General features: G+C 42.1%; 22 protein-coding genes and 2 pseudogenes. 12 read left to right on the top strand and 12 right to left on the bottom strand.

Annotation, left to right across the window (positions count from 1 at the left end; genetic code table 11):
• Positions 1-58: 58 nt before the first annotated feature.
• Complete coding sequence (gene corA / locus VL20_RS18070) at positions 59-1,216, bottom strand: magnesium/cobalt transporter CorA (RefSeq protein ID WP_052277336.1); 1,158 nt, start codon at positions 1,214-1,216, stop codon at positions 59-61.
• Between the two features lie 114 nt (positions 1,217-1,330).
• A complete protein-coding gene (locus VL20_RS18065) occupies positions 1,331-2,617 on the bottom strand; it encodes an RNA-guided endonuclease InsQ/TnpB family protein (RefSeq protein ID WP_052277335.1) in 1,287 nt (428 codons plus the stop codon).
• A 258-nt stretch (positions 2,618-2,875) separates the two neighbouring features.
• Between VL20_RS18065 and pdxA the strand changes: the two are divergent.
• Together pdxA and VL20_RS18055 are read left to right on the top strand one after the other, a co-directional pair.
• Positions 2,876-3,903: pseudogene (gene pdxA, locus VL20_RS18060) on the top strand (4-hydroxythreonine-4-phosphate dehydrogenase PdxA).
• Between the two features lie 23 nt (positions 3,904-3,926).
• Positions 3,927-5,291: an NAD-dependent succinate-semialdehyde dehydrogenase gene (locus VL20_RS18055; RefSeq protein ID WP_052277334.1), complete on the top strand. Its 1,365-nt coding sequence runs from the start codon at positions 3,927-3,929 to the stop codon at positions 5,289-5,291.
• Between the two features lie 567 nt (positions 5,292-5,858).
• On the opposite strand, the gene VL20_RS18045 is transcribed toward VL20_RS18055, so the two are convergent.
• From VL20_RS18045 to lysA, 5 genes and pseudogenes are all read right to left on the bottom strand, one after another.
• The gene (locus VL20_RS18045) at positions 5,859-6,974 is read right to left on the bottom strand and encodes a hypothetical protein (protein WP_052277333.1); all 1,116 of its coding nucleotides are present in this window, start codon (positions 6,972-6,974) and stop codon (positions 5,859-5,861) included.
• Between the two features lie 130 nt (positions 6,975-7,104).
• Positions 7,105-7,419 carry a DUF1825 family protein gene (locus VL20_RS18040; protein WP_002738222.1) on the bottom strand — a complete coding sequence of 105 codons (315 nt, stop codon included), beginning with the start codon at positions 7,417-7,419 and terminating at the stop codon, positions 7,105-7,107.
• A gap of 242 nt (positions 7,420-7,661) precedes the next feature.
• On the bottom strand, positions 7,662-8,411 hold the full coding sequence (gene uppS / locus VL20_RS18035) for a polyprenyl diphosphate synthase (protein ID WP_002757028.1): 750 nt from the start codon (positions 8,409-8,411) through the stop codon (positions 7,662-7,664).
• A pseudogene (cdaA, locus tag VL20_RS18030) lies at positions 8,408-9,327 on the bottom strand (diadenylate cyclase CdaA). The gene uppS and the pseudogene cdaA overlap by 4 nt, the downstream one beginning before the upstream one ends.
• Before the next feature lie 21 nt (positions 9,328-9,348).
• A complete protein-coding gene (gene lysA / locus VL20_RS18025) occupies positions 9,349-10,752 on the bottom strand; it encodes a diaminopimelate decarboxylase (RefSeq protein WP_052277332.1) in 1,404 nt (467 codons plus the stop codon).
• A 33-nt stretch (positions 10,753-10,785) separates the two neighbouring features.
• Here lysA and VL20_RS31265 point away from each other — a divergent pair, with 33 nt between their 5' ends.
• Positions 10,786-10,941 (top strand): hypothetical protein, encoded by a 156-nt coding sequence (locus VL20_RS31265; RefSeq protein ID WP_158499366.1) that lies wholly within the window; start codon positions 10,786-10,788, stop codon positions 10,939-10,941.
• Between the two features lie 39 nt (positions 10,942-10,980).
• Positions 10,981-11,706, top strand: a complete 726-nt coding sequence (locus VL20_RS18020) for a GUN4 domain-containing protein (protein WP_052277331.1) — start codon at positions 10,981-10,983, stop codon at positions 11,704-11,706.
• A gap of 36 nt (positions 11,707-11,742) precedes the next feature.
• Here the strand turns inward: VL20_RS18020 and thyD are convergent, their stop codons facing one another.
• The 3 genes from thyD to petM all read right to left on the bottom strand — a co-directional run bounded on the left by thyD (position 11,743) and on the right by petM (position 13,455).
• Entirely contained in the window at positions 11,743-12,690 is a 948-nt protein-coding gene (gene thyD, locus VL20_RS18015; protein WP_002767243.1) for a thylakoid membrane protein ThyD, read from the bottom strand.
• A gap of 186 nt (positions 12,691-12,876) precedes the next feature.
• Positions 12,877-13,236, bottom strand: a complete 360-nt coding sequence (gene psb28 / locus VL20_RS18010; RefSeq protein WP_002789257.1) for a photosystem II reaction center protein Psb28 — start codon at positions 13,234-13,236, stop codon at positions 12,877-12,879.
• 105 nt (positions 13,237-13,341) lie between these two features.
• Positions 13,342-13,455, bottom strand: a complete 114-nt coding sequence (gene petM / locus VL20_RS18005; RefSeq protein WP_002731506.1) for a cytochrome b6-f complex subunit PetM — start codon at positions 13,453-13,455, stop codon at positions 13,342-13,344.
• A gap of 303 nt (positions 13,456-13,758) precedes the next feature.
• Between petM and VL20_RS18000 the strand changes: the two genes are divergently transcribed.
• From VL20_RS18000 to VL20_RS17965, 8 genes are all read left to right on the top strand, one after another.
• A complete protein-coding gene (locus tag VL20_RS18000) occupies positions 13,759-14,280 on the top strand; it encodes a DUF192 domain-containing protein (protein WP_128575475.1) in 522 nt (173 codons plus the stop codon).
• A 363-nt stretch (positions 14,281-14,643) separates the two neighbouring features.
• Complete coding sequence (locus VL20_RS17995) at positions 14,644-14,838, top strand: DUF2949 domain-containing protein (protein ID WP_002732568.1); 195 nt, start codon at positions 14,644-14,646, stop codon at positions 14,836-14,838.
• Positions 14,839-15,014: 176 nt separating this feature from the next.
• Complete coding sequence (locus tag VL20_RS17990) at positions 15,015-15,899, top strand: RpnC/YadD family protein (protein WP_052277329.1); 885 nt, start codon at positions 15,015-15,017, stop codon at positions 15,897-15,899.
• Positions 15,896-16,792 (top strand): RpnC/YadD family protein, encoded by an 897-nt coding sequence (locus VL20_RS17985; RefSeq protein ID WP_052277328.1) that lies wholly within the window; start codon positions 15,896-15,898, stop codon positions 16,790-16,792. The genes VL20_RS17990 and VL20_RS17985 overlap by 4 nt, the downstream gene beginning before the upstream one ends.
• Positions 16,789-17,667: an RpnC/YadD family protein gene (locus VL20_RS17980; RefSeq protein WP_052277327.1), complete on the top strand. Its 879-nt coding sequence runs from the start codon at positions 16,789-16,791 to the stop codon at positions 17,665-17,667. The genes VL20_RS17985 and VL20_RS17980 overlap by 4 nt, the downstream gene beginning before the upstream one ends.
• Positions 17,668-17,738: 71 nt before the next feature.
• Positions 17,739-20,363 (top strand): alanine--tRNA ligase, encoded by a 2,625-nt coding sequence (gene alaS / locus VL20_RS17975; protein ID WP_052277326.1) that lies wholly within the window; start codon positions 17,739-17,741, stop codon positions 20,361-20,363.
• Between the two features lie 70 nt (positions 20,364-20,433).
• Positions 20,434-21,909 carry an AAA family ATPase gene (locus VL20_RS17970; protein ID WP_052277325.1) on the top strand — a complete coding sequence of 492 codons (1,476 nt, stop codon included), beginning with the start codon at positions 20,434-20,436 and terminating at the stop codon, positions 21,907-21,909.
• Positions 21,902-22,657: a carbohydrate kinase family protein gene (locus tag VL20_RS17965; RefSeq protein WP_052277324.1), complete on the top strand. Its 756-nt coding sequence runs from the start codon at positions 21,902-21,904 to the stop codon at positions 22,655-22,657. Before VL20_RS17970 ends, VL20_RS17965 begins: the two co-directional genes overlap by 8 nt.
• A 338-nt stretch (positions 22,658-22,995) precedes the next feature.
• On the opposite strand, the gene VL20_RS17960 is transcribed toward VL20_RS17965, so the two are convergent.
• Complete coding sequence (locus tag VL20_RS17960; protein ID WP_052277323.1) at positions 22,996-24,312, bottom strand: family 10 glycosylhydrolase; 1,317 nt, start codon at positions 24,310-24,312, stop codon at positions 22,996-22,998.
• A 212-nt stretch (positions 24,313-24,524) separates the two neighbouring features.
• A complete protein-coding gene (locus VL20_RS17955; protein ID WP_052277322.1) occupies positions 24,525-26,102 on the bottom strand; it encodes a glycosyltransferase family 39 protein in 1,578 nt (525 codons plus the stop codon).
• Position 26,103: the final 1 nt, after the last annotated feature.

Below are 26,103 nucleotides of genomic sequence, written 5' to 3'. Positions count from 1 at the left end.
CTCCTGACTCCTGACTCCTGCCTCCTGACTCCTGACTCCTGACTCCTGCCTTCGTTAACTAACTTTTTGCTTCCTCTTTCAGGGAATAAATTGGTTTAAACCAACCTTTGCGCCAGAAGTAAAAAATCAAGCCCCCCGCTACGGCTAACATGACTAACCAGACAAGGAAATAACTCCATTCTCCTTTCAATTCTGGCATATTCTCGAAGTTCATGCCATAGACACCAACGATAAAAGTTAAGGGAATAAAAATCGTCGAAATTACGGTTAAAAACTTCATAATTTCGTTTAATTTATTGCCCATAGTGGACATATAAACATCCATCAAACTCGCCGCTAATTCTCGATAAGCTTCGATAATTTCCAGAATTTGAATGACGTGGTCGTAGGAATCCCGAAAATAAATTTGTACTTCATCACTGATTATACCATGATGGTCACGCATCAGTAAATGTAGGACATTTCGCATCGGCCAAATTAAGCGACGCAGTGCCAATAATTCCCGACGGACATCATAGATTTCCTGCATTGTATCTCGATCGGGATTACTAATGATCATATCTTCCAAAGCCTCAATCCGATCTTCGTAGTGTTCTACCACGGGAAAATAACCATCGATAATCGTATCTAATAATAAATAGGTTAAATAATCCGCCCCCGATTTCCGTACTCGTCCCTGGGAAGTGCGAATTCGATCTCTGACTATCTCAAAACAGTCCTGTAATTCCTCCTCTTGAAAACTTAAAAGATAGCGTTTTCCTAAGACAAAACTCACTTGTTCTGTATCAAAACCGCTTTCATCTTCTTTCAGTCGCACCATCTGAGAAATCACTAACAATTGATTGTTATAGTCCTCTAACTTCGGTCGCTGCGGCACATTAACCACATCTTCTAATAACAAAGGATGCAGATTAAAAATTTCTCCCACCTGTTTTAAAACCGTCTCACTACCTAACCCTTGAATATCCATCCAAGACACGGTATTTGTGCCAATATAGGGGGCGCAAGCATTGGGAGTAATATCCACCTTGCGAATGGCGTTATCTTCATCGTAGTCGATTAAAATAATCCGCGAGGGTTTGGCATCCGGTTCGATAATTAATGTCCCTGGTTCACTACCCGGTTCATCATAAAAATAATCGAAGTAGTCTTCTTCCTCGTCTCCATCGGTATCGGGACGGTGGTTAACGAATATATCCGGTTGTAGTTGGGTCATAAGCTTACAACAATCTGGCTAATTTGGGCAATAAGAAAACAGAAAAGTTAAAAAATTTAATTTGCCTAAAGTTACTATCTATCGCCATGAGATTACATTGACATACTCCCACCGTCAAGCTACGCTGTGACGGGGGATTCTTTCCACATCGCTGTTAGAAATTCCTTGTTCAACGAGACAACTTAGATTTTCAATGTCTCCACTGAAAACCCAGAGGTCGGACTCTCCCAAGGCGTTTGGGTCGGTTTCTGTTTGCCCAACAGTACCGTTGAGATAATTTCCCAAGTATTGTAACCCTTTTTTAAGAATGTTGATTGCTGCATTATGATCCCTATCTAAGACTGTTTGACAATTAGGACATTGATGAGTTCTAGTGCTTAAGGTTTTTTGAACTCTCGTCCCACAAACTGAACAATCTTGAGTCGTGAAATGTGGTGGTACAGCAACAAAAACAATCCGATAAATCTTGGCAAAATAATTCAACCATTCAGTGAATTGATACCAAGAAGCATCACTAATCGACTTGGCAAGTTTACGGTTTTTGACTAAGTTTCTTACCTTTAAAGCTTCATAGACTACCAAATCATTAGACTGGACTAACGCCAAAGCGTCTTTAATTGCTTTGTCTTTACGTTGTCTTGATACTTTAAGATGAAGTCTAGCCACTTTTATCCGTTGCTTGTGATAGTTGTTAGACTGTTTCTTTCCTTTACGAAATCGTTTTGATAATCTCCTTTGTGCTTTTTTCAGTCGTTTTTCTGACTTTCTTAAATAACGTAGATTCTCTACAGTATTCCCTTGAGCATCGGTATAAAATTCCTTTAACCCTAAGTCAATTCCTGTTATTTGTCCCGTTGGTTTATGGTATTCTTGCCGTTCTACGTCAATCAAAAACTGGCAATAATAACCGTCAGCACGTCTAACAACTCTTACCCGTTTAATCTGTTGCTCTGAATAATAAACTAAGGTTTTTTGATTACACCATAAATCAAATTCTCCTGCTTTAAAACCATCAGTGAACTTGATTTTACGTCTATCATCAGATAGTTTGTAGCCTGTTAGTTTATACTCAACCGAACGGCTATGCTTTTTGAACCGAGGAAAACCCTTTTTCCCCGGTATCTTAGCATGACAATTCTGGTAAAACCTATTAATTGATTGCCAGGCTCTATCAGCAGCCGATTGACGAGCTTGAGAGTTTAATTTATTAACCCATGGTGTCTCTTTATTGTTAGCTAGTACCGCACAAAGCTTTTGAAGATCATTCCGGGTTGTCCCCTTATTGTCCATCCAATAACGAACACAAGAGTTACGCACAAACTGAGATGTCCTAATTGCTTCATCAAGCCGGTGATATTGTTCTGGTGTCCCGTTTTTTAGCTTGGCTTCTACGACTAGCATTGATTAATCCTCGACCCTTGGATCGTTTAATTATAACACAGTTTACCTACAAATGGTAGAATTAAAATCGTGCTTCGCAGTCAATATCCTGGTCGGATTTCATCCCCCGCAAAGGTTGATGTCTTGTCGAAAAATTTAGCGGGGGCATTCATCCGACATTTTAGGTAAACTGAAGATTGTTTACTGATTTATTCCCTCCTGATAATTGTCAACGATGAGATTAATCGGGAGAATTAGCAATATTGACGGCCAAAATTTATGGAATCCGCCTATTTTATTCCCCGTCTAGTTATCCCCGTCGGTGATCCCGCCGGAATCGGCCCTGAAGTGGTGTTAAAAGCGATCGCCGATTCCCTAATCTCGTCTATTTGTCAGATTACTCTAATCGGCACCAGAACGCTTCTCGAAAAAGCCTATCACGATCCCCATCTCCTCGATCGCTTTTCTCTGATCGATTTGCCCTACAATCAAGAAAAAATCGTTTGCGGGCGTGGGGATGCCCATAGTGGTGAAATTAGCTTTCTTTACCTGCAAGAAGCCATAAAACGCACCCTCAAGGGCGAATTTGATGGTATTGTCACCGGTCCGATCGCTAAATCCTGTTGGCAGTTGGCAGGTTATGATTTCCCCGGTCAAACGGAGGTTTTAGCTACCATGGCGGGAATTAACCGTTATGGGATGCTATTCGTCGCTAAATCGCCTCAAACCGGCTATAACTTACGCACTCTCCTCGCCACTACCCATATCCCCCTGCGAGAAGTTCCTGATGCTCTTAACCCCGATCTGATGACCCGAAAATTAGACCTATTGATCGAGTCTTTAAAGCTAGATTTCGGCATCGATCGCCCCAAAATCGCCATATCCGGCCTTAATCCCCACAGTGGCGAAGCGGGAAAACTGGGAAGGGAAGAAAAAGACTGGTTACAGCCTTGGTTGCAGTCAATGGGACAAAAATACCCGCAAACCCAATTAATCGGCCTTGTCCCCCCGATACCCTTTGGGTGGAACCCGGACGCGCTTGGTTTAGCGGTGCAGGGCAAACCGCCGACGCATATCTGGCATTATACCACGATCAGGGTCTAATTCCCGTGAAATTAATGGCTTTTGACTGTGCTGTTAATACTACCATCGGTTTACCTTTTGTTCGCACCTCTCCAGACCACGGGACGGCTTTTGATATCGCCGGTCTTGGCATCGCTAGGGCCCAGAGTATGCAAGCGGCGATCCAATTAGCGATCGAATTATGTCAGCAGCGGGACAACCGGAGAACTAAACTAGAGATATAGCCCTCGATAGGAGACAATTGGATATGGGTATCGCTTCAGTTAACCCTGCCACGGGAGAAATTCTCAAGACTTTTACCCCTCTAACCTCGGAGGAATTGGCGGCGAAATTGGCCCTAGCTGAGGCGACTTTTCAGCAGTATCGCCGCACCGCCATCAGTGAACGGGGACAGTGGTTACGGCAAGCGGCGGACATTTTGGAACGGGATCAAGTAGCATTGGCTAAAACCATGACTTTAGAAATGGGGAAACCAATCAAATCAGCGATCGCAGAAGTCCTCAAATGTGCCTTGGTTTGTCGTTTTTATGCCGATAATGCCGCCGGTTATCTGGAAGATGTGCTGATTACCACCGATGCTAGTCGCAGTTTTGTCCGTTATCAACCTTTAGGGGTGATTTTAGCGGTTATGCCCTGGAATTTCCCTTTATGGCAAGTATTTCGCTTTGCTGCCCCCGCTTTAATGGCGGGAAATGTCGGCCTACTCAAACACGCTTCTAATGTCCCCCAATCAGCTTTAGCGGTGGAAAGAATTTTATTAGAAGCCGGTTTTCCCGAAGGTGCTTTTCAAACTCTCTTGATCGGGGCCGATCGCGTTAGTGATTTAATTAACGATGAACGGGTAAAAGCCGCCACTTTAACCGGTAGTGAACCGGCGGGGATGAGTTTAGCAGCCGCCGCAGGAAAACAGATCAAAAAAGTGGTTTTGGAGTTGGGAGGTAGTGATCCTTTTCTCGTTTTAGATAGTGCCGATATCGAGGCGGCAGCGGCTACGGCAGTGACGGCGCGATTGTTAAATAATGGTCAGACTTGTATCGCTGCTAAACGGTTTATTGTCATGGAAACTGTCGCCGATCAATTTGAACAGTTATTAGTGGCTAAATTCCAAGCTTTAAGAGTGGGTGATCCCCTCGATGAAACTGTTGATATCGGTCCTTTGGCCACGGTATCGATCGTCTCGGAAATTGCCCATCAAGTCGAAAAAACCGTCGCTATGGGTGGTAAAGTCCTTGTGGGGGGTCAACGTTTAGAGGGAAAAGGTAACTTTTATCTACCAACGATTTTAACCGATATTCCTGTCGGTTCTCCGGGGGAAAAAGAGGAATTTTTTGGACCGGTGGCTTTACTATTTCGAGTCAAAAATATCGATGAAGCGATCGCTTTAGCTAATGATAGTCCCTTTGGTTTAGGTTCTAGTGCTTGGACGAATAACCCCGCAGAAATTGAGCGTTTAATTACCGAAATTGAGGCCGGTTGTGTGTTTATTAACGGTATGGTTAAATCCGATCCTCGCTTGCCCTTTGGGGGTATTAAACGTTCTGGTTTTGGACGGGAATTAAGTGTCGAAGGTATTCGCGAATTTGTCAACGTTAAAACTGTTTGGATTAAGTAAACCAGTAGGGTGGGTTAGCAACGCGTAACCCACCACCATAACCAAAATCACCCACCACAATTGTCGGTGCGTTACGCTATCGAAGAGCGCACCCTACGGATTAAAAATATATATGCCGCGCATTTTTGATAATATTGAGTCCCATTTATTGCCAATTTTACAGAAAAGTTTATTAGCAGCCCAAGGGGCTGATTTTTGTGTGGGTTATTTTAATTTGCGTGGTTGGCAGTAACCTTTACACCTTTAATACCTTTGACCTTTATGATGAGCTAAGGCCATTTGATCATAAGAAATGGGTGATACTCTTTTTAATCTTTGTCCTCACTAATAGATAAAAAAACAACAAGAAAGGGAAGAGAAATTAAAATTATTAATAAATAAATCAAAAAATTTAGGTCTCGACTATTATATTTACAAAAACGAAATAACCCATTTTCAAATTGATTCCACAATCGGTAAATTCACCTCAAAGCTGAGTCAATTTTTCTAGATTCAAATCTTACTCTAAGTTTCATTTTTAAAGTATCTAAACTTGTGTTAATAAACCTTGGAAAGTGAAAAGATACATTAATAGGTTCTCACTAAGGATTTATTGACACTGGCTTCAATTTGATAAATAGAGGAAAGGACGCTACCTTGATGATTATTGACTAGATCATATTTGACTTCTTGTAAATAATTAAAAATGGCATCCCGCAGAATTGGTTTTTCAATGTTTACCGTGTGCTGATAGTCCCATAAATACCAAATTATCAAACCAATTCCCACGATTGGATCTATTAATTCTGCCCCAAAACTACTCGCTACTGCTCCACCAGTTTTAGTGGCAATTTTCGCCCCCGTTTTTCCCGCTAGGGACAAATAAACTGTGCTGCCCACTTTCATCACTGGGATCAGAGATTTAACTCCCAAAGCAGTGGCACCACCGACTAAAAGTTTAATTGATGTGTTAGAAATATTGCCCTCGGTATCTTGAATTGTTATGGCTATATCACCAAGATAACGATCCCATTTGCCTTGGGGAATTTGATAACTGGCCTGAATATTCTCTAATTCATTGCTTAAATTACTGACATATAAATTAACGGCATCCCTAGTAATTCTCTCTAGACGTAATTGGGCCTCTTGGGGACGAATTACCCGTTTAGTAAACTCGGTTTGAATAGTTTTGGTCAAATTTTCTGCCACCACCTGTTCCGGGGGTGGATTATCTGTATTGACCCAGTGAGCGATCGAGGAGTATAATCCGCTTAAAAAGGCCTTACCCTCAAATTGTTTTTGATTGAAATAGTTAAAATACCAAGGCAAAAAACCCTGATCTACTCTTGTCATCAACTCCTCCACCCATCCCTCAATTTCTCCTAGGGCAAAGCTTTGAGAATTGGCTCTCGCTGTCTGTAAAGCTTGGCTAATTTCTCGATCGATTTGACTGTTAGATTTTTGGGGTATAGTGATGGGAATCTCTAGGTTAGTTTCGGTAGCAACCTTAGTTTTTAATGGTTCATTGCTGGCAGTTCCTAGCCAAATTTTCCCTAAAAGAGGCACGATAACCACTAGAACAACTATAGCCCAAATTAACGGGGTTATCGCCTTAATCAGTTGACTGATCGCCTGAATGCGGTTAGTTTTTTCACTATACTGAGGTGGCTCAATATTCTCTTGTGAATCTGGCCTGGAGTTCATCAGCTAACCTACTTAAAATTATTAGATCATCGTTCTCGAAAAACCGCAGAAACCCCAAATTTCTGAGCGGTAAACTGGAGAGGCCATTATCGGGCAAAAGACAGCCAATACCCGATAAATATCGGCAATTTTAGCGAATTTCTGCCTTCATCCGCTCAAGGGTTTGCTGCATTTGGTCGAACATCATTTGCGGAGTCATGCCAAATTGACCTAATTGGGTTTTTAGCTGTTCTACGGTCATTTGGGCGGAAAAATCCTCAGATAACTCAAAACGCTTCATAAATATCTTGTAGCGTTCCATTAACTCCTCCATCCTATCGATAAAGATGATTTTACCCTCTCGATCGAATTTCCCGTACTCGCTGCCCAGTTGTGTGAGAGACTGGTAATCCTCAAATAGCTGTCTAGCTTCCTGTTGAACCACTTCTGAGTCAAAGAATCCCATAATCTTAAAACTGCTTATCATCGATAGTTATTCTCCCCCCTATTTTATTTTAGCCGGGGAAAAAGTCTAGCTGCAGCCGGTTTACGGATTACCGTATTGGGGAAATCGAGCAGATCACAAACGACCTCTCGTCGCAGTTTAACCGTTGCCCTAGGGAGTAATTTAAGATTAAAAGTGAAAAATCAAAAATTGTCCTTTAACTGCTCCACAGTGGCTATTTCGCTAAATTTGGGCTGCAGGCTCTATAATTTGCCAAAACGACGATGACGACCCTGATAATCTTTTAAAGCGCGGTGAAATTGCACTCGATCGAAATCGGGCCAGAGGGTGTCAGTAACATAGATTTCCGCGTAGGCCATTTGCCATAGTAAAAAATTACTAATTCGCATTTCCCCACTACTGCGAATTAACAGGTCTGGGTTAGGAATCCCAGCAGTATAAAGATACTGTTCAAAGAGAGATTCATCGATCGCTTCTGGGGAGACTAAACCCTGTTGCACCTGACGAGCGATCGCCTGACAAGCTTGCACGATCTCCTCTCGGCCACCATAATTAGTAGCCACCGTAAATTGAATACCGGAATTTTTGCTAGTTTCTGCTTGAGATTTAGCAATTTCCCGTCTTAAAGACTCTGGCAAGGCTGATAAATTACCAATAAAGCGAATTTTGACATTTTGCTGCATCATTTCTTCTAATTCCCGCCGCAAAACCCGCTCGAATAGAGTCATTAAAAACTCTACTTCCTCCAGGGGACGACCCCAATTTTCCGTCGAAAAAGCATAAGCAGTTAAAGCGGGAATCCCCCAGTCGCGACAACAGCGCAGCAAGTCTTTGAGTGCATCTACTCCCCGTTGATGGCCCATAATCCGGGGTAAACCACGATTTTTCGCCCAACGACCGTTCCCATCCATAATCACTGCGACGTGCTGAGGCAAACGGTTTTTATCTAAATCCGTAGGTAATTCTGGTGATAAGCTCGGTTTAACAGTCATTTTCTATCTTTCGGGGTTGCGCTGGGCGAACGGGAGAATTTTTCTAAGATTAGACGACCTTTTAAGCCAATTGTACGCCCTAAACGTCCCCAACTCGGTGCGACCACTTCCCCCTCTCCCGACGGAGAAAACTTCGCTTCGAGCAGCTCTTTTAGTTTACTACTGGTTAAAGGCCGATCCAAATTACCCCCGACGCGAGGGAAATCGAGCCAGTTTCCTCAGAAACCACAATACAGATACAATTATCTAGCCTTTCGGTAATGCCCATGGCTGCCCGATGACGGGTGCCTAATTGCCTAGAGGTACTGCGCTCCGATAGGGGTAGAATAACACCAGCGGCCACCACTCGATCGCCGCGGATAAAGACGGCCCCATCGTGCAGTAAAGTTTTAGTTTGAAAAATAGTTTGAATTAATTCCTTAGATACTTCGCCATTTAGCGTCACCCCCGGATTGACAAACACCTTGGTGTCGAGATTGCCACTGGTTTCTAATACCATCAGCGCGCCGGTGCGATTTTGAGATAGATCCTTCACCGCGTCCACTAACTCATCAATGACATTATCGGTCTTGGGAGTGGGGGAACTTTTTTTAAATAATTCCCACACTTGACCTTTGCCCAATAATTCTAAAAAACGGCGGAATTCTGACTGAAAAATCACAGCGATGGCCACGGCCGACCCCAAAATCAATTTTTCTAGGACTAACCCCAGCAAGCGCAATCCTAGGGCATCGCTAATCACCGAGGCCAGCATTAAATAGATTAGTCCCCGCACCATCCAAAAAGTACGCCGCTCGCCGATAATTAGCAGCAGCATATAGGTAAGGAGGAGAACTAACCCAAAGTCTAGCAATGACAGACCATGGCTGAGAATCCAGGACAATAACCGGCGAGGGTCCAGAAAAAAACCCGACATGGGGGACAATGGCGATGAGGTTTACATCAAGGAGAGTCGAGTGGGTAGGCGGTCTTGACGCAGCAGAGCCGCCAGATTTTCCCGTTCGAGGATCAGATTAGCTTCTCCATTTTGGACAATTACCGCCGCCGGACGGGGTAAGCGGTTGTAATTAGAAGCCATACTGTAGTTATAGGCTCCCGTGGCTAAAACCACTAAAATATCCCCCGGGTTGGTTTTCGGTAGCGCAATATCCTTAATTAGAATATCGCCAGATTCACAGTGTTTTCCAGCTATTGTCACCACTTCCTGACATTCTTGACTCATTTTATTGGCGACCACGGCCCGGTAAACCGATTGATAGGTAATCGGTCGGGGATTGTCGGACATTCCGCCATCGACGGCGATATAGGTGCGGATTTCGGGGATTTCTTTGCGATTACCCACTGTATAGGCCGTTACGCAAGCGGTGGCAATCAGAGAACGTCCCGGTTCGGCAATGAGCAGCGGATAAGCGATACCTCTTTCCTGACAAGCTTTGGCCACTGCTAAGGACACCGCTTGCACCCATTCCTCGATACTTGGGGGGTCATCACTTTCGAGGTAGCGAATTCCTAAACCACCCCCGACGTTTAATTGCTGTAGGGGTAAACCCCGTTCTAAACCTAATTTAAACCAATCTGCCAAGACAGCGGCTAAGTCTTGGTGGGGTTGACGTTCAAAAATCTGGGAACCGATGTGAGCGTGTAAACCCAGACAATTCAGCAGCGGATGAGCTAAAACATAGTCAAATACCGCTTCGATTTGATGAGGGTCAAAACCAAATTTACTGTCTAAGTGACCCGTGCGAATATATTCGTGGGTGTGGCACTCGATGCCGGGGGTTAAGCGCAAGAGGATCGGAATAGGGGTATCAGGACGGTTTTCGCCTAATTTAACCAGATTTTCTAACTCTAGCCAGTTATCAACGATAATAATGCAGTTATGCTCGAGCGCATATTCTAACTCGGCGCTCGATTTGTTATTACCATGAAAGTATATCGGCACAGCGGTTTTATTGATCTGGTCTAAAGCGGTTAACACCGTGTGAATTTCTCCGGCCGACACCACATCAAAACCTAATCCCTCCCTAGCGACCACGGCCGATACAGCCAGACAATTCCACGCTTTCGAGGCATAAATTACCCTAGATTCTCCGGGATAATGAGTCTGGAAACCTTGCAGGTATTGACGACAGGCAGTGCGGAGGGTGACTTCATCGACAATATACAAGGGTGAACCGAAAAGTTCCACTAGGGTGGTCACATCACAACCACCGATTTCTAGACAATCGCGGTTATTAACCTTGGCTGTCAGGGGGAACAGGGTTTGATTCGGGGATAGACAATCTTGATAGGCTAAATATTTTTGTCCGGAATTGTTGATTTTAGGTTCAGTTGATAGCATGAGCGGTGTTTTTTGTCAATAAATCGATAAATTTTGTTACAATCTCCGCGCATCCCCGATTCAGTTGAGGGAATTTTGACCGTCGGTGATCTAGATAACCAAAATAGTTCTCTCTTTCAGTGTACGATCAACGACCCGCTAAAAATCCCTTTTTTGTCAGGAAAAAATCGAGCAGCCACCCCGAAATAGTGGTAATAGTATTGAAGGAGTGGTCTTAAAAGTGATGATATGACTGACCAGAATGGCGTGTTAGTAGAAGAACAAAGCGAGGATATTACCCGTAAGATGAGTCAATTAGCCACCGAGTCGCCGAAAAATCAATTACAGATCCTGACACAATTAGCCGGAACCGGAGAAGGTGGCCTAACCGTATTGAGAGATTTTTTATTAGCCGAGCGCCCCACTCCTGTTAATCTGGTGACAGGTAAGGCTTATCAATTGCTCTATCAAGATAATAGCGCTCAGAGCCAGGAATTTTTAGCTAATTATTTCCCCACGGGTATTGTTCCCCTCGATAGTGCTAAAGGTATCGATTATCGACTTTTACAGGAATTATTGGCTAAACAGGATTTTCAAACTGCCGATAGTCTCACCCGTCAAAAACTCTGTGAATTAGCAGGAGAAGGAGCAATACAGAGGAAATGGGTCTATTTTACGGAAGTGGAAGCTTTTCCCAAGGTTGACATTCAGACTATTGATCATCTTTGGTTAGTTCATTCGGAAGGAAAATTCGGTTGGTCGGTGCAGCGCAAATTATGGCTCGGTGTCGGTCAAGATTTCCCGAAACTCTGGCCGAAAATTGGCTGGAAAAATGGCAATAATTGGACGAAATACCCGCAGGAATTTATCTGGGATTTAAGCGCTCCCGTGGGCCATTTACCCCTGTTAAATCAACTGCGCGGGGTGAGAGTGGCCGCCTCTTTATTCTCCCATCCCGTCTGGAGTGAAAAATAGATTGAGAACACTGGGGCCGGCTAGGGTATCATCTTTCTACATTTTCGGGACAATTTCCTCTAAGGCCGCTTCTAGATTAGGATAACGATAGTCAAAACCGATCGCTTGAGTGGCTTTTGGCAGCACTTCTTGACCTTCTAAGACGATTTTTGCTCCTTCTCCCAAGAGAATTTCCAGGGCAAAATCCGGCACTGGCAACCAAGAAGGACGCTTCATTACTTCCCCTAAAATCTGACAGAATTCTTTCATCCGGACGGGATTGGGTGCAGTAGCGTTGAAAGTACCGTTAATTTCTGGGCGATCTAGACAATAGATAATTAAATTAATTAAATCATCCCGATGAATCCAAGAAAACCACTGACGACCGCTGCCAATCGGACCGCCGGCAAAAAGTTTGAAGGGTGGGATCATTTTCCCTAAAGCACCCCCATTGCCTAAAACAATACCCGTGCGAAGAATGACTAAACGAGTGCCGTAATCTTTAACTTTTTGGGCGGCTGTTTCCCACTTTTTACAGACATCTGCTAGAAAATCGCCACCGGGAGGGCTATTTTCGTCAAAACTAGCGGTTTCACTGGTTCCATAGTAACCGATCGCCGAGGAGTTAATTAAAACTTTCGGTTTCTGGGCGGCAAGTGCGGTCGCAACGCGCTCGCTACGCGAGATCGCCTCGACAATTTTCTCGGTGCCGATTTGCCGACTAGCGACGATTGCTCGTTTTGCTTCACCGGTCCAGCGTTCCGAAATCGGTTCTCCCGCTAGATTAATCACTGCGTCACATCCGGAAATCTCTTTTTGCCAATCCCCCGATTCTGTGGCGATATAGGGAATAATCTCTATCTTAGGATAGATTGACTTTGGGTACATTCTTAGGGCTTTATCGGGATTGCGAGTCAAAATTAGGATGTCATCGCCGCGATCATAGAGTTTGACCACCAATCGACTACCCACAAATCCCGTCGCCCCAGTAATCGCTATTTTCATGGTTTCTTGACTAAATTTATCCTTATTTTAGCTGGTTTTTAACTATCAGAATTCAGGAGTTGAGAGTTGGGGTTTTAGGGTTTTAGGGTTTTAGGGTTTTAGTTGAAATTTCCCCATTCCCCTATCTCCCCACACCCCACACCCCACACCCTACACCCTACACCCTACACCCCATCACCCCACTTCTCACTTATCCTGATAACCCATCCCGTTAGCTGCCGCGTAACGATTCATAAAGCGCATAAAACGCTCCCAGTGTTCATCGGTGATTTCAAAACCACATTCTACCCGTTGAATTTCATCCCCTTCATCTCCTCCAAAAATAAACTTAGTCGAGTTGGGAATAACTGTAATCACTCCTTCCTCATCGGTGAGACGGAGATCACCGTAGGTACGGGTGGTGAAACTTTGGAAACGTTCGATCGCTTTCAGGGTTTTAAAAGTCATCAGGACATTGCGAATCCCGGTACTTTTATTTTTGCGGAGACTAACACCGCTTAATTCTTCTGATAAACCGACAAAAAACTCGATCGTGGGAGTGGTCATAGGTATAGCTATAAAATTTTAGTTATTGATTTTCTCTTAATTACTTTTGATGGGGAAAAAGTAGTTCATGATTACTAATAAAGTAACCATGAACCGAAAAACAAGCTATTCCGCTTCTCCACCTTGGATTTTGAGGAGGAGAAAACCCCAAGCTAATCCGACGAGGACGAGAACGATCGCCACGATCGGCCCATTAAATAACATACTTTCCGCGGTCATGGTGATTGCTCCTGAGCCTACAATAATCGATCATATAGATAAGTGGTATTTTAACCCACGAAGGCGATCGACTGCTGCCGGACTAGGGCAAAATTGAGGGGGAAAATCGGCCAATAACTTTGAGAATTTTCCTAGTATATACGTTCTAGCAATCCTGCCCCTCTCCTCAAGGAAGGATGCTCAACCCCATGCTAGATATTTTTAATACTATCTTTATATTTGCTGTCGCCACTTTGTGTTAGTGTCTTATCTGCTTAATTCTCCACTTATACTAGAAAAATTAAGTATTGATAACTATTGGTGATGACTGGTAAAAAATCATTTATGCTCAAGATCAAGTTAATACTATTTTTAGGTTTGTTGCTGCTGAGTTGTCAATCGACTAATCTCAATGGTAATAATAGTTCAATGGCTCAGATTACGACTGAGAATCAAGGGCAAATATTACCGATCACGGCCAAAGCAGATATTAATGGTGAGATGATTGAGTTAGAAGTGGCTCAAACCAGCGAACAACAGGCCAAGGGTTTAATGTATCGCTCGTCTTTGGAGAAAAATCGCGGTATGCTATTTCCCTTTGCACAACCTCTGGTGGCCCGGTTTTGGATGAAAAATGTCTCGATTCCTCTAGACATGATTTTTCTAAAAGATGGTATAGTAAAGGCAGTTTTGCTCAATGTTCCCCCTTGTGCTGTGGATCCTTGTCCTGTCTATGGGCCAAACACCATGGTTAATCAAGTGATCGAACTAGCCGGGGGCCGAGCGAAAGAATTAGGAGTGAAAGAAGGAGATAAAATTAAGATTGAGTCTATCTCAAGACCTTGATTTTTGAAAATGGTGTTAACTTTCTTATAGAAGGTGTCCCTTGTCTGGAAATATAAGTATGGCTTTTAGAAGCTATTACGCATTTATACTGTTTAAGATATAACCATATCGATTAAGATTTTTATAGTCTATCAAGTCATAGATTGAATAATCTTTACCCTTGCTATAGATTAAACAGAGACAAAATTATGCTCGATCTAACGGGACTATTTGTAAGAGAGCCAGCGATTTTTAGAAAAGCACTCTCTATCATCGAGATAGCTTAGATACAGAAAAACGGTCCCAGGACTAACTGTCCTTGAAACCGATCAGGTGGTGTTTTATTGAAATTACGAGATATACTATTGAGGAAAAAGTACCCCCATGTCCACGATTGCCTATTCCCAATTCCGACAATTTCTACAAGAGGAATTGTCCCTTCCCCAAGAATCGATCGCTATGGCCGAGCGCTCGATCCAATCTGATAAAATTCATTTACCGATGATTCTCTGGCAGTACGGTTTAGTGACCTTGGAACAATTAGACAAAATTTATGATTTTCTCGAAGAGGTAGTATAATCTTGCAATTGCTCACTATTGACAAGGAGAATAATTGCCATGGTTGCTCATAGTTTCTGGCACAATTTGAAAATTCCCATCTTAAAAACTACCAATCATCACTTGAGAAGTGGGTTTAAATAACCCACTTTTTTAATAGCTATACAATTGAGAATTATCGATTAACTGTTCAGTCCATGAAACCCCATGACCAATTTGCCAAAAATTACCTTGAACAATTACTTTCTCCCCTGGGAACCGTCGAAATCAGCAAAGAAGTCAGCGACGAAACCCGACAGATAGATTTATTTTTTTCCCCCAATCCCGAACCAAACCCCGATTATCTGGGATTATTAGGCAGAATTGTCCTTAATACTGTCTTAATTGAACCCTATCGCAATCCTCCCAACCGGAGCGAGATTCGCAATTGTTTAGCGAAACTTTTGGCGATTTTATCCGAACTGCAAAGACAAGCTAAACGGGAAAATCAGAGTTACAATGAAGACAATGCCCCTCGTTTGTGGATTTTATCCCCTTCCGCTAGTCTGACTCTTTTAGAGAGTATTGGGGCAAAATTAGAGCCAGATTGGCCAGAAGGAGTCTATTTTCTTCCCTTGCTTTATCGCACGGCAATTATCGCTATTAATCAATTGCCTGTGACGGCTGAGACTCTCTGGTTAAGATTATTAGGAAGGGGAAAAACTCAAAACCAAGCGGTGCGAGAATTGTTAGAATTACCTCAAGGTAATGCTTTTCGGGAAAATGTCCTGGAATTATTGATTAGTTGGCGGGTTACTATGGAAATAAATAACATCCTAGAAACTGAGGATAGAGAGGTGTTTATGACCTTATCTCAAACCTATCAGGAATGGAAGGAAGCAACTAAACAGGAAGGAAAACTAGAAGGAAAACTAGAAGGAAAACTAGAAGGAAAACTAGAAGGAAAACTGGAAGGAAAACTAGAGGCTAAACTGGAATCTATTCCCCGTTTGCTGGCTTTGGGTTTAAGTGTGGAACAAATCGCTCAAGCTTTGGATTTAGACTTAGAACAGGTCCGACAAGCTATTCAAGAAACTCCATGAAACCCCATGACCAATTTGCCAAAAATTACCTTGAACAATTACTTTCTCCCCTGGGAACCGTCGAAATCAGCAAAGAAGTCAGCGACGAAACCCGACAGATAGATTTATTTTTTTCCCCCAATCCCGAACCAAAACCCGATTATCTGGGATTATTAGGCAGAATTGTCCTTAATACTGTCTTAATTGAACCCTATCGCAATCCTCCCAATCGGAGCGAGATTCGTAATTGTTTAGCGAAACTTTTGACGATTTTGGCTGAACTGCAAAGACAAGCTAAACGGGAAAATCAGAGTTACAATGAAGACAATGCCCCTCGTTTGTGGATTTTATCCCCTTCCGTTGGTATCACTGTTTTAGAGAGTATTGGGGCAAAATTAGACCCAGATTGGCCAGAAGGAGTCTATTTTCTTCCCGCGCTTTATCGCACGGCAATTATCGCTATTAATCAATTGCCTGTGACTGCTGAGACTCTCTGGTTAAGATTATTAGGACGGGGAAAAACTCAAAACCAAGCGGTGCGAGAATTGTTAGAATTACCTCAAGGTAATGCTTTTCGGGAAAATGTCCTGGAATTATTGATTAGTTGGCGGGTTACTATGGAAATAAATAACATCCTAGAAACTGAGGATAGAGAGGTGTTTATGACCTTATCTCAAACCTATCAGGAATGGAAGGAAGCAACTAAACAGGAAGGAATCGAACAAGGACTAGAACAAGGACTAGAGCGCGGACTAGAGCGCGGACTAGAGCGCGGACTAGAGCGCGGAAAACTAGAGGCTAAACTGGAATCTATTCCCCGTTTGCTTGCTTTGGGTTTAAGTGTGGAACAAATCGCTCAAGCTTTGGATTTAGACTTAGAACAAGTCCGACAAGCTATTCAAGAAACTCCATGAAACCCCATGACCAATTTGCCAAAAACTACCTTGAACAATTACTTTCTCCCCTGGGAATCGTCGAAATCAGCAAAGAAGTCAGCGATGAAACTCGACAGATAGATGTATTTTTTTCCCCCAATCCCGAACCCAACCCCGATTATCTGGGATTATTAGGCAGAATTGTCCTTAATACTGTCTTAATTGAACCCTATCGCAATCCTCCCAACCGGAGCGAGATTCGTAATTGTTTAGCGAAACTTTTGACGATTTTAGCCGAACTGCAAAGACAAGCTAAACGGGAAAATCAGAGTTACAATGAAGACAATGCCCCTCGTTTGTGGATTTTATCCCCTTCCGTTGGTATCACTGTTTTAGAGAGTATTGGGGCAAAATTAGACCCAGATTGGCCAGAAGGAGTCTATTTTCTTCCCGCGCTTTATCGCACGGCAATTATCGCTATTAATCAATTGCCTGTGACTGCTGAGACTCTCTGGTTAAGATTATTAGGACGGGGAAAAACTCAAAACCAAGCGGTGCGAGAATTGTTAGAATTACCTCAAGGTAATGCTTTTCGGGAAAATGTCCTGGAATTATTGATTAGTTGGCGGGTTACTATGGAAATAAATAACATCCTAGAAACTGAAGATAGAGAGGTGTTTATGACCTTATCTCAAACCTATCAGGAATGGAAGGAAGCAACTAAACAGGAAGGAATCGAACAAGGACTAGAACAAGGACTAGAGCGCGGACTAGAGCGAGGACTAGAGCGAGGAAAACTAGAGGCTAAACTGGAATCTATTCCCCGTTTGCTTGCTTTGGGTTTAAGTGTGGAACAAATCGCTCAAGCTTTGGATTTAAACTTAGAACAAGTCCGACAAGCGGCGCGAGAGTAAAGGTGGAGAGTTAAAACGCAAAAATGCCACAATGGATAAAATAGGCATTTTCTGACTAACTGACATCTTCTATGAGTAACCACCTAAGCGGAAGCGAGATTCGCCAGCGATTTTTAGACTTTTTTGCGGCCAGAAACCATAAAATTCTCCCTAGTGCCTCTCTAGTCCCAGAAGACCCCACCGTTTTGCTGACTATTGCGGGAATGCTCCCTTTTAAACCGATTTTCTTAGGGCAAAAGACCCCAGAATTTCCCCGCGCTACCACTTCCCAAAAATGTATTCGCACCAACGATATCGAAAATGTCGGCCGGACTGCTAGACACCATACTTTTTTTGAGATGTTGGGCAATTTTAGCTTTGGTGATTATTTTAAAGAACAAGCGATCGCTTGGGCCTGGGAATTGTCCACAGAAGTTTTTAACCTTCCCCCCGAAAGATTAGTCGTTAGTGTCTTTAGGGAGGATGAGGAAGCTTTCGCTATCTGGCGCGATAAAATCGGTATTCCTGCCCATCGTATCCAAAAAATGGGCGAAGAGGATAACTTTTGGGTATCGGGTCCCACGGGTCCCTGTGGTCCCTGTTCGGAAATTTACTACGATTTTCACCCCGAATTAGGGGATAAAACCATCGATTTAGAGGATGATAGCCGTTTTATCGAGTTTTATAACCTCGTCTTCATGCAGTATAACCGCGACGCGGATGGCAATCTGACACCCCTAGCGAATAAAAACATCGATACGGGGATGGGTTTGGAACGGATGGCGCAAATCCTGCAAAAAGTCGCCAATAACTACGAAACTGACCTAATTTTCCCGATTATCGCCGAAGCAGCCCGGTTAGCAGCCATAGACTACCAGAAAGCGGACGAAAAAACGAAAGTTTCCCTAAAAGTCATCGGTGATCATGTGCGCTCGGTAGTACATATGATAGCGGATGGTATCTCAGCATCGAATAATGACAGAGGTTACGTCCTGCGTCGTCTGATTCGGAGAGTAGTACGACACGGGCGTTTGATCGGTATTGAAGGTCAATTTATCACCAAAGTGGCGGAAGTGGCGATCGCTCTTTCTGAGTCCGTCTATGGCAATGTTCGGGAACGGGAAACGGTGATCAAGGCAGAATTAGAGCGAGAAGAAGCGAGATTTTTAGAAACCCTAGAAAGAGGCGAGAAACTGCTCGAATCGATTCTAGAAAAAGAAAAAAGCCAGATTTCGGGAGTCGATGCCTTTACCCTTTATGATACCTATGGCTTCCCCCTCGAACTCACTCAAGAAATCGCTGAGGAGCAGGGTTTAAGCGTCGATACGGCGGGTTTCGAGCAGGAAATGAAAAAACAGCAGCAAAGATCAAAAGCCGCCCACGAAACCATAGATTTGACGGTACAGGGTAGTTTAGATAAGCTGGCGGAACATATTCACCCGACGGAATTTCTCGGTTATACGGATTTGCAAGCAACCGCAACAGTAACGGCGGTTTTAGTCGCTGGGAAAACGGTGGAATCGGCCGCAGCAGGCACTGAAGTGCAGGTAGTTCTCGATCAAACTCCTTTTTATGCCGAATCGGGTGGACAAATCGGTGATAAGGGTTATTTAACCGGCGATAATCTGCTTATCCGCGTTGAGGATGTGCAGAAAGAATCGGGGATTTTTATCCATTTTGGTCGGATTGAGCGGGGAATTGTCACCACCGGCGATACAATTAATGCACAGATTGACCGTTCCTGTCGTCGTCGCGCTCAAGCTAATCATACCGCCACCCATCTGCTACAATCGGCATTGAAAAAGCTTGTCGATGCTGGGATTTCCCAAGCAGGTTCCCTCGTTAGTTTTGAGCGCCTCCGTTTTGATTTTAACTGTCCTCGTCCCCTGACTAGCGCTGAATTGCAACAGGTGGAAGAACAGATTAACACTTGGATTGCCGAAGCGCATGACACCCAGATAGCAGTGATGGGATTGGAAGAAGCGAAGCAGAAGGGAGCTATTGCCATGTTTGGCGAGAAATACGGCTCAGAAGTGCGAGTTATTGATATTCCTAGCGTTTCTATGGAATTATGCGGGGGAACTCACGTTAAAAATACCGCCGAGATCGGTTTATTTAAAATCATCTCCGAGACGGGAATCGCCGCGGGAATTCGTCGCATCGAAGCGGTGGCTGGCCCTGCCGTGTTAGCATACCTGAATGAACGGGATCAGGTGGTGCGGGATTTGTGCGATCGCTTTAAGGTCAAACCTCTGGAAATTCCCGATCGCATTACGGCCCTACAATCGGAGTTAAAAGGCACACAAAAGCAGTTAGAAGCGGTTAAACAGGAGTTGGCACTAAATAAATCGGATGCTTTGCTATCTCAAGCTGAATCTATCGGCGAATTTAAGCTATTAGTCGCTTCTTTGGGCGATATTGATGCTAATGCTTTGATGGCCGCAGCCGAAAGACTACAGCAAAAATTAGGGGAAGGGGCGGTGATTTTGGCCTCGACTCCCGCAGCTGATAAAGTGAGTTTAGTGGCCGCTTTTAGTCCCCGGGTGATTAAAGATAAGGGTTTACAAGCGGGTAAATTTATCGGTGCGATCGCTAAAATCTGCGCCGGTGGTGGTGGTGGTCGTCCCAATTTAGCTCAAGCTGGGGGACGGGATGCTAGTAAGTTAAGCGAAGCTTTAGCTAAGGCCAAAAGTCAGTTAACTAGCAGTTTACAATAGTTTTAAGGGTGGGCATTTTGTCCACCTTTAAAAAATTAGTTATCCTCTCGGTGTGATTGGTAAAAATAATATGGAACTACTGATCAAGAATTTGGGATCAATTAGAAATAATAATCAAGCTATAGATTTAACCAAGAAGTTTTATACTTTTATTGGTTACAATAATAGTGGCAAAACCCTAGTTTCTCAGCTTTTATGGACAATTTTTAATAATGACAATATTAGAAAGTTTTCCGAAAATACCCAAATTGATTCTTTAGTAATTGACTCGGAAAAACCTATTAAAAAAATTACTATCAATCAAGAATTAATCGATGAGATTCTCAATAAATTTAGCCAGTTTATTGAAAAAGAAGTTGTTAATACTTATAATCTTGATGCCAGTATTAAAGAAACGATTATTGGTTCCAATAAATTAATTTTTCAAGCAAATATCCAAGAATTTAAAGAGACGAAATTTAAAACAACTTTTTTGGTTCGTGTTGCAGGAAATAATGATCTGGAGTATTTACAGATTAGCAAGGGCAAAGGTAGCCTAACAATAAATATAAAAGAACCTAATATACCTGAAAAAGTATTTGATCAAATACCCAGAGACTTTTTTGAGAGAGCTAAACCATACAAGGAATCAGTAATTATTCCGTCAATAATAAGAGTGCTTTTGTCTCATGCAGAAGATACTTTTTTTATCCCCGCTAGTCGTAGTTTTTTTCCTGTTTTCTACCAGTACATTTATGAGATAGAGAGAAATAAAAGAAGTGAGTATAATCGTCGATTGCAAGAATTAATAGAAAATATTGATGATGATGTTGATACTAATCGGGATATATTCAAACGTCTTCAAGAACAATTACCCAAAAGGTCTTATACGGAACCAATGAATAAAGTGATTGAGTCGCTTTATTCTCTCAATACCAATAAAAAAATTAATTCAGTTTATAATTCTCTGATTGAAAAGATGATCGGATTAATGGGAGGAGAAATCACGATTTCTAGTCTAGAATCGATCGCACCTATTCAATTTTCTTTTAAATTCGATGAAAGCAAAGATTTACCCATGTATCTAGCTTCATCTTCAGTCAATCAGTTGACTATCTTGTATCTTTACCTGAAATATTGGGCCAAGGAAAAAAACAATTTTTTGATGATAGATGAACCAGAAGTTAATTTGCATCCCGAAAATCAAATTCGCTTAATGGATATTTTAGTTCAATTTGTCACCGAGCATGATAATCGGGTTTTGATCACCACCCATAGCCCAATTTTAACCGATATTCTCAACAATTATGTTTATCTTCATACCTTAAAAAGTTATGATGTTGATGTCACAAAAATTATTGAAGATAATCAATTAAAAAATTTAAATCCAGAAATTTCAATTGCTAAAGAAGACTTAGGGGTTTACTTTTTCACGGGTGATAAAATTATTGATTATGGAACCAGTGAATATGGTGTTTATTTTCGTAACTTTAAAGAAGTTATCAACTCTGTGCAGAAATCTGGCGAAATTTTAACCAATCATATCTATTTAGCAGAGAATGAGTAAGTCTAACTCAAAAAAAGAAATATTTTCCCTTAGACAAGAGTTTCATCAAGCTTTAGAAAAACAGGGTTTTATTGAAGAAATCTCCCCTAGTCAGGATGAGTATATTGAAATTCTAGAAACAAATAAGAGCGATTTAAAGAAAGTAGTTATTAATCACTTAAAGTTATCGTCTAAAAATGACAAAAATATATCTACAGAAGTAGATAAAATCTGGGTTATCAATTTAGAAAAAGAGTTACCCGGTATCTCTGCTTCCGGCAAAACCCCTGAAAAAGCTATATTAGTTTTACAGAGAAAAGTCGATGATGCTGGTAAAATTCTCAATTATCATCTGCAAATTTGTTTAATTGAACTTAAAGCATCCCTACAGGCAAAAAAAGACAAAGAAAGCACATTAAAGCAGATTGCTGGTAAATTTCAAAGCGGGATGAATAGAATCTATATGCTTCTGACTCTCAATAATCATGCTAATCCCCAGAAAAACTATCAAAATGCACAAATATTTGTGCAATTCAGAGGAATTATTTTTTATAATCGCAACGAAATTAGTGATCTTGCCAAAGAAAATGAGCCAGACTATAATTTGAGCGAGAGTACCTTATATAAAATTCTCTCTCAATCTACAGAATCAAATTTATTAACCCTAGAAACCCTATTAGAAGAACGAGATAAAATCGTCGTTAGGTTTATCCAAAATCCCAATCAAACTCAAGATTATATGACCATAAAACTAGAAGATTTACTCTGAATAAATGCTGCTTCTCTGTAATCTTGACAAGCTTTTTAGACATCAGCATTTAATCAGAACGTAGGTTGGGTTGAAGCATGAAACCCAACGCCTGCATGGGTTACGCTACCGCTAACCCATCCTACAAATAATTGTGCCTCCCTACTTAAATGCTGCTTCTCGGCAATCTTGACAAGCTTTTTAGACGTCAGCATTTAATCAGATGTGAGTTTTCATTTCACTGTTTACTGTTTACTGGACGGCTACGCCGTGCCTTTGGCAACACTGAAAAAAATCCCGCCACTCTCCTATACCTTTTAAACAGGATTTAGTATAATTTTGATGGGCAAAAATTGCTATTAACTACCCGGAGGGGGAATTACAGGAATTTCGATCCCGTCCGGAGCTAAGGGGGGAGGTGTGGGGGTTAGTTCTGGCTGGTCAACAGGTTCAGGTGTACTAACTAAGGGGATATTTTCCAGCACGGGAAGACGGGGAGTGATGGGTTGCGAAAACATCGCTTGAATTGCCGCTTTTCTGGTTTCTGGCGGTTCCAAAGCTTGCTGCCAGAGACTTTCATAAAAGAAGAAAATCACCCCTAAACCCCGTTGACGAGCAGCCAATACCTTTTCTTCAATCAAGGGTAGGGCAATCGGTCGATTGCGTAAACCGGTTAAAACCCCCACACCGGTGGGGATAGTTTGCTGGGTTTCCTGAATTTCGGGACGCTCTATTTGTTTGAGAAAACTGGGCAGATCGGGACGATAAACCTGTACGATTAACTCATCGACTAATCCTTGCCGCACCCAACCGAGCCAATCCTGTAAATGACCATTATAGGCGAATTCGTAGGGATTAGGGGCGATCGAAAGCAGTATATTCGGTTTAACTGCCTGAATTGATTCTTTGAGATTAGCCAGAAAAGCGGTGATTTTATCGGCCCGCCATTTTGTCCATTCGGGATCCCGGGGGTTAGCTGGGGGCGTTTTTTCGGTTTCCTGTTGATAAAGGGCGATAGTATAGGGATCATAGCCGAATTCGTTGGGTAAACTCAGATGATCGTCGAATTGGATGCCGTTAATATCGTATTGTCTCACCACTTCCAAGACTAACTCCCGCAGAAAATTCTGCACTTCGGGACGGAAAGGGTTCAACCACACCACCTCACCGGCTGCCCCCACCCAAGTGGTCCCCCCGTCGCGTTTTTGGGTTAACCAGTCTTGATGTTTTAAGGCTAATTCCGAGGTGGGAGGGGCCATAAATCCGAATTCAAACCAAGGAATGACCAATAATCCCCTGCCACGGGTTTGTTCCACCAATTCTGCCAAGATATCTTGTCCCTGCGCTCCCGTAGGCACAAAAGGCTGTATTCCTTCCCGTTGGGCGATCGCACTGGGATAGAGAGCATAACCGGAATTCCAGACCACGGGATAGATAGCATTAAAATTAAGATTAACTAATTGCTCGATCGCCTGTTGTCGTTTATCCCTGTCCATCAGCATCGCAGTATCGTTGGTGGTGATCCAAACACCGCGGATATCAGGATCTCGACTTTGAGAGAAAGCGGCAGAAAAATAGCCTAATAGTAGGACTATGAGAAAAGATACTAAGAATAGTAGTATAGGGAACTTTTTAAGAATTTGCCGCCAAACGCTAGTCGGAATTAGAAAAGTCATTTCTTTAAGGTGAAGATTAACGGTTTTAACTGGTTATAATACCAGCTTTGCTCAACTCTTTGAGGCTAGATTGACCCAAAATAAGTAGGTAGGCACAATTATTTGTAGGATGGGTTAGCGGTAGCGTAACCCATGCGGGCGTTGGGTTTCATGCTTCAACCCAACCTACGTTCATTTTATATTTAATTCCACCCACCTACTTATATATTTACCTATTTCTTCCCTCGCCACAATTGACCTTGAGGATAGAAATCATCAAGACGAATATCGAATTGATCTAGGGTCAGTAATAACCGATTGGAAGGACGAAAAAGAAATAAGTTGGCCTGGGGAATTTCTAGGACTTCTTTTAACTTATCGGTATCGGGGTTAGTGGTAGTCAGGAAGTATTGTACATCAGCATTAAGACGATAATTAAGGGAAAGCAAATCACCTAAGTTAGTCCAGTCATTACCTTCGTCGCTGATAACAATGGCCTTAGGTACAGCATTAATTTTTCTGGCAACTTCGCCATTCCAATAACTAGGAACTTTTGCCCAACTGGTTTCGGAAAGAGCATTATTGAAGTTCGATATTATACTAGCAGTTAACAAAAAAGTCAAGATAATTTTACCTAAAATTTTGCCTTGATTAAGCAATTGTGACAAGAAAAAAGCTACAGTTATATAGATAGTGGGAAAAGTCGCAATTAGATAACGGGTGACAGTCGATCTAGTGGTGGTCAAAATTAGATCGGGAATGACTAAAGCTAGGAAAGGTACTAGGGTTGAGGTAATCAGAAAAGTAAAAGCTATGGGGTGATTGTAGCGATAAACTCGATAAAAAGCATAGATAATTAAGATTAAAAAAATCAGTCTATATATATAGGTGAAGATGTTATTAAAACCAAAATCGCTATCGCTAAATGGACAAGTAAAAGTTAAGAGCCATAATTTACCGAACAATCCCCAATCGAGATAGTTAACGGCAGCCCAACTGGTGGAATTAAAGGCCCTTTGAGAGTTAGTTAAAAAAACCTGTAACCAGGGTATATATAAAATTATCATTGTTAACCCAGATAACAGGAAAAATATCAAGTTATTTTTTCGCTCTGGTTTCATAACAAGATACCAAATTATCAAGGTTGCTTGAGCAAATAAGTTAAGAATAAAAAAGAGATGGGTGTAGAGTCCGAGAGTATTAGAGAAGGTGTATAAAGACCAATTAACAAGAGTTCTTTTTTTGAGGCATTTTAACAGCATTAATTGACTAATTATAGTTAACAAAACTAAAAGACTATACTGACGGGACATTTGAGCAAATATTATATCAACTGGAGAGAGTGCTAATAAAATTACTGCTAGAATTGCCGTTAACTTTGATGTAAATATTTCTAGGGATAGATAGTAAATAAATGGCAGAGAGAGAAGACTAAAAACAATCGCTAAACTGCGGGAAGAAACGGGAGAAAAACCGAATATTTTTTCCCAATAGCGAGAGATAATAAAGTATAAAGGTGGGTGCTGAGGGTCTTCTTTAGCGAGAGATTTTATTGTGTCAAAAACATTACTTTCTGGTTTCAGTTGTTGAAATTTTCCTAATTCTGTGGTAGATAAAAGACGGTTTTGAAAGATAGTATCAGCGATTTCCTTTGCTTGATAACCAGTGGTTCTAATGGTGGTGTAGGATTCATCATGCCAATAGATTTTTTGATCGATATTTGCAAAACGAAAAACCACACCGAGAGTTAGGATAATTGCCAAAAGTATTAAGAGCCAATTGGGAGTTTTATAATTAATAGTTGCTTGCATT

The sequence above is a fragment of the Microcystis panniformis FACHB-1757 genome, assembly GCF_001264245.1.
GTDB lineage: Bacteria > Cyanobacteriota > Cyanobacteriia > Cyanobacteriales > Microcystaceae > Microcystis > Microcystis panniformis.
Note: the sequence above shows the minus strand (reverse complement) of the source record. Positions and strands in the feature narration are given on the sequence as shown.

What these genes read in the sequence shown, in the direction of transcription:
- VL20_RS18065 (WP_052277335.1), bottom strand. Translation starts at nt 2,617, where the DNA reads ATGCTAGTCGTAGAAGCCAAGCTAAAAAACGGGACACCAGAACAATAT.
- VL20_RS17980 (WP_052277327.1), top strand. Translation starts at nt 16,789, where the DNA reads ATGAAACCCCATGACCAATTTGCCAAAAACTACCTTGAACAATTACTT.
- thyD (WP_002767243.1), bottom strand. Translation starts at nt 12,690, where the DNA reads ATGAAAATAGCGATTACTGGGGCGACGGGATTTGTGGGTAGTCGATTG.
- VL20_RS18040 (WP_002738222.1), bottom strand. Translation starts at nt 7,419, where the DNA reads ATGGGATTCTTTGACTCAGAAGTGGTTCAACAGGAAGCTAGACAGCTA.
- alaS (WP_052277326.1), top strand. Translation starts at nt 17,739, where the DNA reads ATGAGTAACCACCTAAGCGGAAGCGAGATTCGCCAGCGATTTTTAGAC.
- VL20_RS17970 (WP_052277325.1), top strand. Translation starts at nt 20,434, where the DNA reads ATGGAACTACTGATCAAGAATTTGGGATCAATTAGAAATAATAATCAA.
- uppS (WP_002757028.1), bottom strand. Translation starts at nt 8,411, where the DNA reads ATGACTGTTAAACCGAGCTTATCACCAGAATTACCTACGGATTTAGAT.
- VL20_RS17965 (WP_052277324.1), top strand. Translation starts at nt 21,902, where the DNA reads ATGAGTAAGTCTAACTCAAAAAAAGAAATATTTTCCCTTAGACAAGAG.
- VL20_RS17985 (WP_052277328.1), top strand. Translation starts at nt 15,896, where the DNA reads ATGAAACCCCATGACCAATTTGCCAAAAATTACCTTGAACAATTACTT.
- VL20_RS18045 (WP_052277333.1), bottom strand. Translation starts at nt 6,974, where the DNA reads ATGAACTCCAGGCCAGATTCACAAGAGAATATTGAGCCACCTCAGTAT.
- VL20_RS17955 (WP_052277322.1), bottom strand. Translation starts at nt 26,102, where the DNA reads ATGCAAGCAACTATTAATTATAAAACTCCCAATTGGCTCTTAATACTT.
- VL20_RS18055 (WP_052277334.1), top strand. Translation starts at nt 3,927, where the DNA reads ATGGGTATCGCTTCAGTTAACCCTGCCACGGGAGAAATTCTCAAGACT.
- VL20_RS18000 (WP_128575475.1), top strand. Translation starts at nt 13,759, where the DNA reads ATGACTGGTAAAAAATCATTTATGCTCAAGATCAAGTTAATACTATTT.
- corA (WP_052277336.1), bottom strand. Translation starts at nt 1,216, where the DNA reads ATGACCCAACTACAACCGGATATATTCGTTAACCACCGTCCCGATACC.
- petM (WP_002731506.1), bottom strand. Translation starts at nt 13,455, where the DNA reads ATGACCGCGGAAAGTATGTTATTTAATGGGCCGATCGTGGCGATCGTT.
- VL20_RS18020 (WP_052277331.1), top strand. Translation starts at nt 10,981, where the DNA reads ATGACTGACCAGAATGGCGTGTTAGTAGAAGAACAAAGCGAGGATATT.
- lysA (WP_052277332.1), bottom strand. Translation starts at nt 10,752, where the DNA reads ATGCTATCAACTGAACCTAAAATCAACAATTCCGGACAAAAATATTTA.
- VL20_RS17990 (WP_052277329.1), top strand. Translation starts at nt 15,015, where the DNA reads ATGAAACCCCATGACCAATTTGCCAAAAATTACCTTGAACAATTACTT.
- psb28 (WP_002789257.1), bottom strand. Translation starts at nt 13,236, where the DNA reads ATGACCACTCCCACGATCGAGTTTTTTGTCGGTTTATCAGAAGAATTA.
- VL20_RS17995 (WP_002732568.1), top strand. Translation starts at nt 14,644, where the DNA reads ATGTCCACGATTGCCTATTCCCAATTCCGACAATTTCTACAAGAGGAA.
- VL20_RS17960 (WP_052277323.1), bottom strand. Translation starts at nt 24,312, where the DNA reads ATGACTTTTCTAATTCCGACTAGCGTTTGGCGGCAAATTCTTAAAAAG.